At 70.6% G+C, this 11,898-nt stretch carries 13 protein-coding genes and 1 pseudogene; 8 read left to right on the forward strand and 6 right to left on the reverse strand.

The genetic code is table 11. The features are described 5' to 3' along the window. Positions 1-11: 11 nt before the first annotated feature. A complete protein-coding gene (locus tag EL493_RS08585; protein WP_022567287.1) occupies positions 12-980 on the reverse strand; it encodes an SDR family NAD(P)-dependent oxidoreductase in 969 nt (322 codons plus the stop codon). A 132-nt stretch (positions 981-1,112) separates the two neighbouring features. Between EL493_RS08585 and EL493_RS08590 the strand changes: the two genes are divergently transcribed. The 5 genes and pseudogenes from EL493_RS08590 (at position 1,113) to EL493_RS08610 (ending at position 7,461) form a co-directional block, all read left to right on the forward strand. Next, complete coding sequence (locus EL493_RS08590) at positions 1,113-1,568, forward strand: hypothetical protein (RefSeq protein WP_019045197.1); 456 nt, start codon at positions 1,113-1,115, stop codon at positions 1,566-1,568. A gap of 243 nt (positions 1,569-1,811) precedes the next feature. Further along, positions 1,812-5,188: pseudogene (locus EL493_RS08595) on the forward strand (error-prone DNA polymerase); the annotation flags it as partial. Between the two features lie 77 nt (positions 5,189-5,265). Continuing rightward, positions 5,266-6,252, forward strand: coding sequence for a M48 family metalloprotease (locus EL493_RS08600; RefSeq protein WP_019045199.1), 987 nt, complete (start codon positions 5,266-5,268; stop codon positions 6,250-6,252). Between the two features lie 59 nt (positions 6,253-6,311). Beyond that, the gene (locus EL493_RS08605; protein WP_022567285.1) at positions 6,312-7,274 is read left to right on the forward strand and encodes a DUF4349 domain-containing protein; all 963 of its coding nucleotides are present in this window, start codon (positions 6,312-6,314) and stop codon (positions 7,272-7,274) included. Continuing rightward, positions 7,234-7,461, forward strand: coding sequence for a DUF167 domain-containing protein (locus EL493_RS08610; RefSeq protein WP_019045201.1), 228 nt, complete (start codon positions 7,234-7,236; stop codon positions 7,459-7,461). The genes EL493_RS08605 and EL493_RS08610 overlap by 41 nt, the downstream gene beginning before the upstream one ends. Before the next feature lies 1 nt (position 7,462). Here the strand turns inward: EL493_RS08610 and EL493_RS08615 are convergent, their stop codons facing one another. Genes EL493_RS08615 through EL493_RS08625 form a run of 3 tightly spaced genes read right to left on the reverse strand, consistent with a single transcriptional unit; the run spans position 7,463 to position 8,615 of the window. Continuing rightward, positions 7,463-7,870 carry a type II toxin-antitoxin system VapC family toxin gene (locus EL493_RS08615; protein WP_019045202.1) on the reverse strand — a complete coding sequence of 136 codons (408 nt, stop codon included), beginning with the start codon at positions 7,868-7,870 and terminating at the stop codon, positions 7,463-7,465. After that, positions 7,860-8,099: a FitA-like ribbon-helix-helix domain-containing protein gene (locus EL493_RS08620; protein ID WP_019045203.1), complete on the reverse strand. Its 240-nt coding sequence runs from the start codon at positions 8,097-8,099 to the stop codon at positions 7,860-7,862. Before EL493_RS08620 ends, EL493_RS08615 begins: the two co-directional genes overlap by 11 nt. A gap of 33 nt (positions 8,100-8,132) precedes the next feature. Continuing rightward, complete coding sequence (locus EL493_RS08625) at positions 8,133-8,615, reverse strand: tRNA (cytidine(34)-2'-O)-methyltransferase (RefSeq protein ID WP_022567284.1); 483 nt, start codon at positions 8,613-8,615, stop codon at positions 8,133-8,135. A gap of 70 nt (positions 8,616-8,685) precedes the next feature. On the opposite strand from EL493_RS08625, the gene EL493_RS32955 reads away from it, so the two are divergent. Continuing rightward, positions 8,686-9,012 carry a DUF3017 domain-containing protein gene (locus tag EL493_RS32955; RefSeq protein ID WP_019045205.1) on the forward strand — a complete coding sequence of 109 codons (327 nt, stop codon included), beginning with the start codon at positions 8,686-8,688 and terminating at the stop codon, positions 9,010-9,012. On the opposite strand, the gene EL493_RS08635 is transcribed toward EL493_RS32955, so the two are convergent. After that, positions 9,005-9,652, reverse strand: a complete 648-nt coding sequence (locus EL493_RS08635) for a nitroreductase family protein (protein ID WP_019045206.1) — start codon at positions 9,650-9,652, stop codon at positions 9,005-9,007. The two genes, EL493_RS32955 and EL493_RS08635, sit on opposite strands and share 8 nt — an antisense overlap. Positions 9,653-9,721: 69 nt before the next feature. Between EL493_RS08635 and EL493_RS08640 the strand changes: the two genes are divergently transcribed. Further along, positions 9,722-10,099: a winged helix-turn-helix transcriptional regulator gene (locus tag EL493_RS08640; RefSeq protein WP_019045207.1), complete on the forward strand. Its 378-nt coding sequence runs from the start codon at positions 9,722-9,724 to the stop codon at positions 10,097-10,099. A 37-nt stretch (positions 10,100-10,136) separates the two neighbouring features. Here the strand turns inward: EL493_RS08640 and EL493_RS08645 are convergent, their stop codons facing one another. Further along, the gene (locus EL493_RS08645) at positions 10,137-11,099 is read right to left on the reverse strand and encodes an oxygenase MpaB family protein (RefSeq protein WP_019045208.1); all 963 of its coding nucleotides are present in this window, start codon (positions 11,097-11,099) and stop codon (positions 10,137-10,139) included. A 151-nt stretch (positions 11,100-11,250) separates the two neighbouring features. Between EL493_RS08645 and EL493_RS08650 the strand changes: the two genes are divergently transcribed. Beyond that, on the forward strand, positions 11,251-11,895 hold the full coding sequence (locus EL493_RS08650; protein WP_019045209.1) for a TetR/AcrR family transcriptional regulator: 645 nt from the start codon (positions 11,251-11,253) through the stop codon (positions 11,893-11,895). Positions 11,896-11,898 lie beyond the last annotated feature (3 nt).

The raw sequence follows: 11,898 nt of genomic DNA on the forward strand, positions 1-11,898 counted from the left end.
GTTCGTCCGGCTCACCAGTGGGTGCCGGGGACCCAGCGGGCGGCGCGGCGCAGGGCGCTGCCGGTGGCCTTGCGGGCCGCGGACTTCGGCTTCGGATCCGGTTGGGGGACCAGGACTTCCGCGGTTTCGGCCACCTCGACCGCTTCGCCCTTGGCGGCGGGGGAGTCGGGGAGGGCGCGGTAGTAGCGGTGCAGGATGCGGTCGCGGAGTTTGGGGGTGAGCAGGGCGCCGTATTCGGCGAAGGTGCCGAGCGGGACGTCGATGCGCTTGGGGCGCTCGGTGAGCGCGCGCACGATGGTGGCCGCGGCCCACTCCGGTGACTCCGACGGGCCCTGGTCGCCGCTCGGGGCGATCATCGGGGTGCGCACCAGCGGCATGTGGATGGTGGTGAAAGTGACGCCGTCGGCGAGGGTTTCGACGGCGGCGACCTCGGTGAACTTGTCCAGCGCCGCCTTGCTGGCGAGATAGGCGGAAAAGCGCGGGGTGGCGACCTGTACGCCGGCGCTGGAGATGTTGACGATGTGGCCGAAGCCGCGCTCGCGCATCTGCGGCAGCAGCGCCAGCGTCATCCGCAGCGCGCCGAAGTAGTTGACCGCCATGGTGCGTTCGAAGTCGTGCATGCGGTCGGTGGACCGGTGGATGGCGCGCCGGATGGAGCGGCCCGCGTTGTTCACCAGCATGTCGACGTGGCCGTGTTGATCGAGGATCGCCTTCACCGTCGCGTCGACGGATTCGGCGTCGGTCACGTCGCACTGATATCCGTGCGCCCGGCCGCCCGCGTCGACGATCTCGGCGACCACGCCCGCCAGTTCGTCGCCGCGGCGGGCGAGGAGGAAGACGACCGCGCCCTTGTCGGCGACCGCCAGCGCGGCGGCGCGGCCGATCCCGGACGACGCGCCCGTGATCACGACATGACTGCCGGTCAGCTCGCGCCGCCGCCGACCGCGACGACCCTGTTCACCGGGAGAAACCTGTGCCATCACTGCTCCTTTGCAGCTCGTTCCCTCGAACTTACTCCAAAGTAAGTTTCGGGACCAGACCCCGGGAAAAACTCGAAAATATGTTCGAACACCTCTCGCCAATGTTCGAACGTATGTGCGATACTGGGACCCATGGCGGACGATCGGATGGCGGATATCTATGCCGCGGTGCGGCTCGGCGGTGGCGACCCGGAGGCGGCGCGCACGGCGCTGACCAGGCTCTGGGACGAGATAGGGGAAGGCGGCGACCCGTTGCATCGCTGCGTGATCGCGCATCACCTGGCGGATGTGCAGGAGCTCGCGGAGGGCGCGCTGCTCTGGGATCAGCGGGCGCTGGCCGCGGTGTTCGGGCCGGGTGTCCCGCTCGACGAGGGGCTGCGCGGATTCCTGCCCTCGCTGTATCTGAATCTGGCCGACAGTCACCGCCGCGTCGGCGATTTCGACATGGCGCGGATGCAGCTCGCCATCGCGCGCGGGCACCTGGACGTGCTCGCCAACGACGCCTACGGCGCGGTGATCCGCTCCGGTATGGGGCATGTGGAGTCCGCGCTGGAATCGCGGTCGGTGGAGCGGTTGCCCGTGAGTTGAGGGGTCGGGCAAACGTGGTCGAGCGGGAGGTGGACGTGATGCGGGGGTCGTGAGAGGAGTGGGCCCGTGGGCTGGAGCAACGGTCCGCCGACCTGGTCGGAACTGGAGCGGGTGCTCTCGGGCAAGCCGAGCCGCCGTCCCGCCGAGGAGATGCATCCGGGCGACGGCGGCGACAGCCCGGCGTGGTCGCGCAAACGCGGTGCCTACGAAGCGGATTCGAGCGCGTCGCCGATCGGGCCGACGGTGCCCTTTGCCGAGCTGCACGCGCACTCGGCCTACAGCTTCCTCGACGGTGCCAGTCAGCCGGAGGAACTGGTGGAGGAGGCGGTACGCCTGGGGCTGGAGGCGCTCGCGCTCACCGATCACAACGGGTTCTACGGGACCGTCCGGTTCGCCGAGGCGGCCAGGGAATGGGGAATGCCAACGGTTTTCGGTGCCGAACTGTCACTGGGAACCGATGCGGAGGCGGCGCCGGGCCGAGGGGTTGCGGTCCGGCGCCGTTCTGTTCCCCGCGGTGGCCTGCGCCACGACATCGCGGGATCGCGGCCGACAGCGACGCCGTCGGTCATGCCGGTGCCCCGGATTCGGTGCCGCGCACCGGCTCTCCCGATCCGGACGGCCCGCACCTGCTGGTGCTGGCGCGCGGTCAGGAAGGCTATCGGCGGCTCTCCAGGGAGATGGCCGCCGCGCACATGGCGGCGGGGGAGAAGGGCGTACTGCGCTACGACCTCGACACGCTCACCGCGTCGGCGGGCGGGCACTGGCACATTCTCACCGGCTGCCGGAAGGGACATCTGCGCTCCGCGCTGGAACACGACCTGCGCGAGGGAGCCACCCGGCTGCCGAAAGCCGAAGCGGCGCTGCGTGATCTGATCGAGCGCTTCGGCGCCGACCGGGTGAGCGTGGAACTCACCCACCACGGCATCGCCACCGACGACGAACGCAACGGGTATCTGCGCGCGCTCGCCGACCGGCTCGGCCTGCCGGTGGTGGCCACCACCGGCGCGCATTTCGCCGGACCCGCCCAGCGCCGCCGGGCGATGGCGCTGGCCGCGATCCGCGCCAGGAGCAGTCTCGACGAGCTGGCCGGCTGGCTCGCGCCGACCGGTGGCGCGCACCTGCGCTCCGGCGCGGAGATGTCGCGGCTGTTCGCCGACAGCCCGCACGCGGTGTCCAACGCGGTCGAGCTGGCCCGGGAATGCGCCTTCGACCTGCGTTTGATCGCCCCGAAGCTGCCGCCGTTCGAGGTGCCGCGCGGCCACGACGAGAACTCGTGGCTGCGCGAACTCGCCTATCGCGGCGCGGCCGAGCGCTACGGTCCGCGCGAGCGCAACCCGCGGGCGTACCGGCAGATCGAGCACGAGCTCGCGGTGATCGAGAAGATGACCTTCCCCGGCTACTTCCTGGTGGTGCACGACATCGTCCGGTTCTGCCAGGACAACGACATCCTGTGCCAGGGCCGGGGTTCGGCGGCCAACTCCGCGGTCTGCTACGCCATCGGCATCACCAATGTCGACCCGGTGGGCAACAAGCTGCTGTTCGAACGGTTCCTCTCACCGGAACGCGACGGCCCGCCCGACATCGACGTCGACATCGAGTCGGACCGGCGCGAGGAGGCCATCCAGCACGTCTACGCCAAGTACGGCCGCGACTACGCCGCGCAGGTGGCGAACGTGATCACCTATCGCGGCAAGTCCTCGGTGCGCGACGCCGCCCGGGCGCTGGGCTTCTCGCCGGGTCAGCAGGACGCCTGGAGCAAGCAGGTGAGCCGCTGGTCGGGGGTGGCGGCCGAGACCGGCACCGACATCCCGGCCCCGGTGCTCGAGCTCGCGGGCGAACTCGACGGCCTGCCCCGGCACCTGGGCATCCACTCCGGCGGCATGGTGATCTGCGACCGGCCGATCGCCGACGTGTGCCCGGTGGAATGGGCGCGCATGGCCGGGCGCAGTGTCCTGCAATGGGACAAGGACGACTGCGCCGCGGTCGGCCTGGTGAAGTTCGACCTGCTCGGCCTCGGCATGCTCTCGGCGCTGCACTACATGATCGATCTGGTGCGCGAGCACAAGGGCGAGACGGTCCGGTTGCACGCCCTCGACCTCGCCGAACCCGGTGTCTACGAGATGCTCTCGCGGGCCGATTCGATCGGGGTGTTCCAGGTGGAATCGCGCGCGCAGATGGCCACCCTGCCCCGGCTGAAGCCACGCAACTTCTACGACCTGGTGGTGGAGGTGGCGCTGATCCGGCCCGGGCCCATCCAGGGCGGATCGGTGCACCCGTTCATCCGCAGGCGCAACAAGCTGGAGCCGGTCACCTACGACCATCCGGCACTGGAGAGTTCGCTCGAACGCACCCTCGGGGTGCCGCTGTTCCAGGAACAGCTGATGCAGATGGCCGTTGACGTCGCCGGATTCACCCCCGCCGAGGCCGACCAGCTGCGCCGCGCGATGGGCTCCAAACGCTCACCGGAGAAGATGGAACGGCTCAAGGATCGCCTCTACCAGGGCATGCGTGACCTGCACGGCATCACCGGCGAGGTCGCCGACCGCATCTACGAGAAGCTCTACGCCTTCGCCAATTTCGGTTTCCCGGAGAGTCATTCGCAGAGCTTCGCCTCGATCGTGTTCTATTCGGCCTGGTTCAAGCTGCACCATCCGGCCGCGTTCTGCGCCGGACTGCTGCGCGCCCAGCCGATGGGCTTCTACTCGCCGCAGTCGCTGGTCGCCGACGCGCGCAGGCACGGTGTGCGCGTCCACGGCCCCGACATCAACGCGAGCCTGGCCGAGGCGACCCTGGAGAACGTGGGTACCGAGATCCGGCTCGGGCTGGCCGGTGTCCGCCACATCGGCGACGATCTCGCCGACCGGATCGTCGCCGAGCGGGCCGCCGCGGGGGCGTACACCTCGATGCTCGACCTGACCGGTCGCGTGGAACTGACTGTCGCGCAAGCGGAATCGCTGGCCACGGCGGGTGCGCTGGACGCGCTGGTCGATACCGGCCCCGGCTCGGGCCATGCCGACGCGGCGGGTGAGGCCGGTCGCGGGAGCGATGTTCGCCGTGCCGCCGGGGCGAGGGCGGGGGTGCCCGACGTCGGCCGTGGCAGCAGTGTGCGCCGGGCCGCGCTGTGGGCGGCTGGTGCCGCGGCGGGCGAGCGTCCGCATCTGCTGCCCGGCACCGGTCCGGCGACGCTCGCTCCGTCGCTGCCCGGGATGAGCGCGCTCGAACTCGCCGCCGCCGATGTGTGGGCCAGCGGTATCTCACCCGGCAGCTACCCCACCGAATTCCTGCGCGCGCACCTGGATTCGCTCGGCGTGGTCCCGGCCGCCGACCTGCTGCTGGTCGAGGACGGCACCCGGATCCTGGTCGCCGGCGCCGTCACCCACCGGCAGCGTCCCGCCACCGCGGCGGGCGTCACCTTCCTGAACCTGGAGGACGAGACCGGCATGGTCAATGTCGTCTGCTCGGTCGGGCTCTGGACGCGCTACCGCCGCCTGGCGCAGAGCGCGACCGCCCTGCTGATCCGGGGGCGCGTCCAGAACGCCGAGGGCGCGGCCAGCGTGCTCGCCGACCACCTCGAACACCTCGACCTCACCATCGTCGCCCGCTCCCGCGACTTCCGCTGACCGCCGCGAAATCGTTGCCGGACTTCCGGGAACCGCTGCGGTATCAAGGAAGTGGGACCTGGATCGTGGGGGCCACCATGACGAACTCCGAGCCGAACCGGCTCGCCGTGACCTACCGGCGCGGTGCGCGATGGGCGCTGGCGGAACTGGTGGCCTCACTACCGTCGATCGTGCTGAGCGCGGTCCTGCTGGCGGAAGTCGCCGCGCTGCTCGCGAATTGGTTCGCGGTGGTGGTCCTCGTGCTGTGGGCGGGCTCGGGTCCGGCGCTGCTGGCCTGGCGGCGGATCGCGCTGGGTGCGATGGCGCAGTGGTCGGCCGGTCATCTGCCCGACGAGAACGAACGGGTCACGGCGGCATGGGCTTCCGTGCTCGCGAGCGCCGGACTGCCCGCCGACGGCGTCTCGGTGTGGGTGATCGAATCCGCGACCGTCAACGGCGCGGTGCACACCGGTGGGCACGTCACCGTCACCCGGCACGCGGTCGAGGTGTTCACCCGCCGCCAGCTCGAAGCGCTGCTCGCGCACGAACTCGGGCACCGGTTGCAGGGCACCGCGACCTGGCGCTCGCTGGTCCGCTGGTACGCGCGGCCGTTCGAATGCCTGGTCCGCCTGGTGTTCGCCCCGGCCGACCTGCTCATGGGGTGGGCCGTGCCCCGGCTGTCCGCGTTCGCCGACCGGGTGCTCGCGGCGCTGCGCTACTCCTACCTCGGCCTGGTGGTCGCGACCGCCCTGCTCGCGGGTCCGGCCGTCCTGGCCTACGGCACCGCCGCCTGCCTCGGCTTCGCCGCGCTCGCCCTCCTGCTCGGCCCCTGGCCCGCGGCGCTGGCCACCACCCTGGCCGCCGCCCAGTTACTGCTGCGCCCCCAGCTGTGGCAGCACGGCGAATACCTCGCCGACCGTGTCGTCGTCGACCTCGGCTACCTCGACGACTTCCGCGTCGTCCTGCGCGTCCTCCACCACCGCGCCGAAGCCCCCGGCCCCACCGAACCCCCGACCCTCCTCGCCACCCACCCTGCCCCTCATTCCCGCCTGAGCGCCGCCGAACAGTACGCCCGCACCCGCTGACCCGGGGTCATGGCGCGCAGGTGGCCCCGTGGGGCGGGTCGGCGGATTACGCTGCGAGCATGCGCAAGCTTGCCGTGGTGATGATCGGGGTGCTCGGGCTGGTGTTCGTGGCCGGGTGTGGGGACGACGGGGAGAGCGCGGCCGACCGTGCGTCCACGCCGATGATGTCGGGGCCGGCCCCGGCGATCGCACCCGGGTTCCGGGAGGGGGCGCCGTCGAAAGAGGGTCCGGCGCCCGCGGATTCGGCGAATCGGAAAGAGGTGATCACCGGCTCGGTGGACATCACCTCCGACGATCCGATCGGGGGCGCGGCGAGCGTCGCCGAGCAGGTGCGGGCCATGAACGGCCGGATCGACAGCCGCACCGAACAACCCGGCTCCGAGGACCGCACGCCGCGCGCGGTGCTCACCGTGCGGGTGCCCGCGGACAAGACCGACGCCTTCATCACCGGGCTCGGCGGGATCGGCACCGTCACCGAGGTCAGCACCAACCGCGACGACGTCACCATGCAGTGGGAGGACCTCGACGCCCGCATCCGCGCCCTGCAGGCCTCGGTCGACCGCTTGCGCGCGCTCATCGCGGGCGCCACCAACACCGCCGACCTGATCGCCGCCGAGGAAGCGCTGTCGAGCAGGCAGGGCGAACTCGACAGCCTCACCGCGCAGAAGCGCTCGCTCGACGACCAGGTGGCGCTGTCCACCCTCACCATCACCCTGACCGCCGCCGACAAGCACGCCCCGGGCGACCCGGACAATTTCTGGGACGGCATCGTCGCCGGCTGGAACTCGCTGATCGACTGGCTGCAGGACGCGATCGTGTTCACCGGCAAGGCGCTGCCGTGGCTGGGCTTCGCCGCCGTGCTCGGCGGGGTGATCTGGTTGGTGCTGCGGACCGCGCTGCGCGGTCGCCGGACCTCGCCGAAAACCGTTGCGGCCGCGACCGGCTCGTCGACCGCGCGTCCCGCGAAGGAGGAACCCGCCGATGCCGACGGTCCGGGCGACGATCAAACCCAACAGCCGTAAGGGCCCGCTGGTCGAGACCGCCGAGGACGGCACGCTCACCCTCTACGTCCGCGCCCCCGCCGTCGAGGGCAAAGCCAACAAGGCCGCCATCGCACTGCTCGCCGACCACTTCGGCGTCGCCAAGTCTGCGGTGCGCCTGACCGCAGGCGCCACCTCCCGCTTCAAGCGCTTCGACATCGACGATTGACTCAGTCGATCACTTCGACCCGGCACGGCAATCCCGGTGCCTTACTCAGTCGCGCGTCGCTGGTGAGCAGCGGCACATCGAGTCGCGCCGCGAGCGCGGCATAAAGGCCGTCGTAGAACGTGATCGTGTGGCGGAGCAGCCACGCCTGCTCGCTGAGCCAGCCCTGGTGGGCATATCGCCGATCGACCATCGTCGCCAGCATCCGCAGGCCGATCGTCGCGGTCTCGGGGTCGACCAGGCCCTTGCGCTCATGGCGACGCAGCACATTGCCGACCTCCGCATCGATGAGATGCGGCGCGTGGCAGGTGCTGGTCTCGATCAACCGCCCGACGGCGATGCCGACGGCGTCCTTGCGCAGCAGCGCTGTCGAGGCGGCCGACCCGTCGAGTACGTACTCGTCACTCGCCACGGGCGTCGTCCAACGCGCTCAGGATCGACTCGCGGTCGGCGCCTGCGCTCGAATCACGTTCCAGTGCTTCGCGAACAGCCGCCAACGCCTCTGTCTTCGACCGTCGACGAGCGGCGGCGATCAACTCCCGTCGCATGTACGCCTGCAACGACATGCCCTCGGCTTCGGCGCGTCGGCGGAACACCTCGGCGTCCTCGTCGGGGATGTCCCGGATCTGGATGGTAGCCATAGCGCTATTTTAGCGCTGAAATAGCGCCGCTATCTAGACCGCGCCGGGGAAGCCGAGTTGGCGCCAGGCCTCGTAGACCGCGACGGCGGCGGCGTTGGACAGGTTCATCGAGCGGCGGCCGGGCAGCATCGGGATGCGGACCTGGTCGGTGATCGCGGGGTCGGCCAGCACGTGCTCGGGCAGGCCGGTGGGTTCGGTGCCGAACAGCAGGGCGTCGTTGTCGCGGTAGGCGATGTCGGTGAACCGGGTGCTCGCCTGGGTGGTGAACGCGAAGACCCGGCCCGGGTCGATCGCCGTCAGCGCCGTCGCCAGATCGGGATGCACGGTGACCACCGCGAGGTCGTGATAGTCCAGCCCCGCCCGCCGCAGCTTCGACTCCGACAGGTCGAAGCCGAGCGGCTCGATCAGATGCAGCGCGCACCCCGTCCCCGCGGCCAACCGGATCGCGTTGCCGGTGTTGGGCGGAATCACCGGCTCGTGAAAGATCAGATGCAGCACAGCCGACCACTCTGTCATGTCACCCCGGTCCGGCCCCGATCGGGCGCGGCCCGCCCGCGCCGGGGCCGCGTCTGGAACAATCGGGGCCGTGAACAAGGCGGAGACGACCGGCAAGCACCGGGTGGTGCGGTTGAGCGCGGGGGAGCAGTACCTGCGCAGTCACCTGCCGATGACCGTGGTGAGCGCCCTGATCCTGGTCGCTGTCGTGTTCGTGGCCTGGGATCGGTGGCGGCGTGGCGCGATCATCTTCGGCAGCGCGGCGCTGGTCGCCGCCGCGTTCCGGCTGTGCCTTCCGACGGTGCAGGTGGGCCTGCTCGCGGTCCGCAGCCGGCCGTTCGACGTGGCCACCCTGACCGCCCTCGGCAGCGCCATCGTCTTCCTCGCCGCCACCATCAACACCCTCGGGGTCAGCTGAGCGCCGGGTAGCGCTCGGCGAAGACGGTCAGCTCTCGCGGCCTGCGGCCGGGGTGCGGCGGGGTGTCCGCGGCGTGGCCGACGGTGACCATGACCGCGATCGCCAGGTCGGTGTCCGCGTCGATGCCGATCGCCTGCTTCACGCGCTGCGCGTCCCAGCCGTTCATCGGCGCCGAGGCCAGGCCGAGTCCCGTGGCGGCGAGCATCACGTAGGTGGCCGCGATCATCGCGTTCTTCACCGCGTTCTCCCGTAGCAGCCCGCGTTCCCGCAGCGAGTGGTACTCGGCGCGGGCGTCGAACTGCGCCAGGAACTGCTCGTTCCACGCCCCGCTGTTCACCGCCTGCTCGGCGATGTCGGTATTGGCCGCGGTCCAGGCCGCCGGATCGGCCACGAACACCAGAACCGCGGGCGCCTCCAGCGGCTGCGGCTGCCCGAAGGCCGCCTCCGACAGCGCTTTACGCCCTTCCATGCTGGTGACCACCACGATCGACCGGTCCTGCATGTTCCACGCGCTGGGCGCCTGGACCGTCAGATCGAGCAGTTCGGCGAGGAGTTCGGGCGCGATGGGTTCGGGCCGGTAGTGACGCACGGTGCGGCGCGTGCGGATGGCTTCGGTGACCGAGAGTGTCTGCGTTGTCATGATTCCTACTATCGGAGAGTCGCTCTCTTTCGGGAAGTAGGCACCTTTTTGTGCGTTAGACTCGGCCGGGTGCGCACGATTCACGAAGCCACCGGACTACCCGCCGACGTCTACTCGGCCAGATGCCCCACCCGCGAGGTCCTCGACCACATCGCGGGCAAGTGGACGGTGCTGATCGTGGACGCGCTGGCCGACGGCACCCTGCGCTACACCGACCTGCGCCGGCGCATCGACGGCATCTCCCAGAAGATGCTCACCCAGACCCTGCGCGGGCTCGAGCGCGACGGATTCGTCACGCGCACGGTCTATCCCACGGTTCCGCCGCGGGTCGACTACGCCCTCACCGATCTCGGGCACAGCCTGCGCGAGCCGATCACGGCGCTGCGGGAATGGGTGGAGGTCAACATCAATCGCATCGAGCGGGCGCGGGCCGCGCAGTCGTCCTGACGCCGCGCACGGGGTCGTGCGCGGCGATCGGTGTGGGTCAGGCTGATTCGGCGATGCGGTCGCGGTGCTCCCACAGGCTGCGGCTGCCCTGGCTGCCGTACAGCTCGCGGGCGCGAGCGGGGGTGATCGTCGACGGGTCGGCCGGTGGGGTCGGGTCGGCGTGCGCGGCGAAGATGGCGCCGGTCATCGGGGCGATGTAGCGGGCCGCGGCGATCAGGAGGGTGTTGTCGCGGCGGGCGGCGGTCCACGAGACGAGCCGCGCGGGAATCCGGACGAGCGGGTCGACGACGCGCGGCACCGCGAAGCGGCCCAGCTCGCGCATCCACAGCGGCAGCGTGGGGATGGTGGCCAGGGACAGCAGCCTGCTGCCGACCGCGAAATGCCAGCCCTTGCTCGGCGGGGTCCACAGCAGGTAGTGCATGCCCTCGATCGCGCGCTCGGAGACGCACAGGGTCGGCCGGACCCGGTCGAAATAGGCGTGCACCCCGGCGCGGTCGCGCGGGATGTCCGACGGTTTGCAGGTCTGCAGCTCCGCCGCGATCGCGCACTCGGCCCAGTAGCGGTCCTCCTCGGCGGCGCTCAGCGGCCCCGGCCCGTACATCTCGTAGGCCTTGAGGACCGAATGCCAGCCGGTGAGGTGGATCCACAGCTGGGAGTCGGGATTGTTGGCGCTGTAGCGCTTGCCGCTGATCGGTTCGATGCCGGTCATCGGCGCGTGCACCTTCATCAGGTGCTCGGCGGCCTGGATGGCGGTGCGGCCGTCACCGAGGGCGACCAGCACGAAGTAGGACAGCGTGTGGTCGAGGCGGGTGGCCGGGTTGTCGTAGATCCCCTGGGAGTCCGCGACGGCGGCGGTCAGGAACGGATCGAAGTGTTCGAGGGTGACCGCGCGCTGGAAGCCGATCAGCGCGGTGGGCGAGCCCCACACCTTCCAGCTGGGCGAGTCCGGCCCGAAGAAGCCGTAGTCGTCGCGGCGCAGGGTGGACGGGTCGAAAGCCATGCACGTGCTCCTTTGCAGTGCCGAGGCGAACCTCGAAGGTGAATACAACGCCACCGTAGCAATTACGCGAATCGAATACAACGGTTGCGTAGGATTGATGCCGGGAATCCACCGGCGGGGTATCGTCCAGGTGACGACAGGAGGTGCGGGCGTGACCGCGACGCAGGAGCAACGGCCGCGGCGCCGCTACGCCCCGCGCCTGCCGCCGCGGGAGCGGCGCGCCCAGCTGCTCGACGCCGCGTTCACCGTGCTCGGCCGGATGGAACTGCACGAGCTGAGCATGGAGGCCGTCGCCCAGGAGGCCGGCGTCGGAAAACCGGTGCTGTACACGGTGTTCAAGACCCGCGCCGAACTCGTCGAGGCGCTGCTGGAACGGGAACGCGAACGCGGGCTCGACCAGATCGCGGAAACCCTGCCCGCGGACCTGCTCGACACCGACCCGATCGCGGCGGCCTCGGCCACGGTCGAGGCGTTCGTCGGAGTGGCGCTGGCGAACCCCACCCGCTGGCGGCTGATCCTGGCGACGCCGTCGAGCGCGCCCGACGAATACCGCGCGGCCCTGCGCGCGGCCAGGGCCGATATCCTCGCCCGCGCCGAATCGCTGGTCCGCGTCGGGATCGCGATGTCACCGCGCTGGGCGTCGATGGACGCGGGACTGCTGGCGAACTCCACCCTCACCGTCGCCGAGATGCTCGGCAGGCTGGCCGTCAGCGAGCCCGCGGAATATCCGCGCGAACGGCTACAGGACTACGTGCGCTCGATCGTCACGCTGCTGGCGGGTACCGGCGGAGACTGAGGT

The sequence above is a fragment of the Nocardia asteroides genome, from assembly GCF_900637185.1.
GTDB lineage: Bacteria > Actinomycetota > Actinomycetes > Mycobacteriales > Mycobacteriaceae > Nocardia > Nocardia asteroides.

What these genes read in the sequence shown, in the direction of transcription:
- EL493_RS08585 (WP_022567287.1), bottom strand. Translation starts at nt 980, where the DNA reads ATGGCACAGGTTTCTCCCGGTGAACAGGGTCGTCGCGGTCGGCGGCGG.
- EL493_RS08590 (WP_019045197.1), top strand. Translation starts at nt 1,113, where the DNA reads ATGGCGGACGATCGGATGGCGGATATCTATGCCGCGGTGCGGCTCGGC.
- EL493_RS08600 (WP_019045199.1), top strand. Translation starts at nt 5,266, where the DNA reads ATGACGAACTCCGAGCCGAACCGGCTCGCCGTGACCTACCGGCGCGGT.
- EL493_RS08605 (WP_022567285.1), top strand. Translation starts at nt 6,312, where the DNA reads ATGCGCAAGCTTGCCGTGGTGATGATCGGGGTGCTCGGGCTGGTGTTC.
- EL493_RS08610 (WP_019045201.1), top strand. Translation starts at nt 7,234, where the DNA reads ATGCCGACGGTCCGGGCGACGATCAAACCCAACAGCCGTAAGGGCCCG.
- EL493_RS08620 (WP_019045203.1), bottom strand. Translation starts at nt 8,099, where the DNA reads ATGGCTACCATCCAGATCCGGGACATCCCCGACGAGGACGCCGAGGTG.
- EL493_RS08625 (WP_022567284.1), bottom strand. Translation starts at nt 8,615, where the DNA reads ATGACAGAGTGGTCGGCTGTGCTGCATCTGATCTTTCACGAGCCGGTG.
- EL493_RS08635 (WP_019045206.1), bottom strand. Translation starts at nt 9,652, where the DNA reads ATGACAACGCAGACACTCTCGGTCACCGAAGCCATCCGCACGCGCCGC.
- EL493_RS08645 (WP_019045208.1), bottom strand. Translation starts at nt 11,099, where the DNA reads ATGGCTTTCGACCCGTCCACCCTGCGCCGCGACGACTACGGCTTCTTC.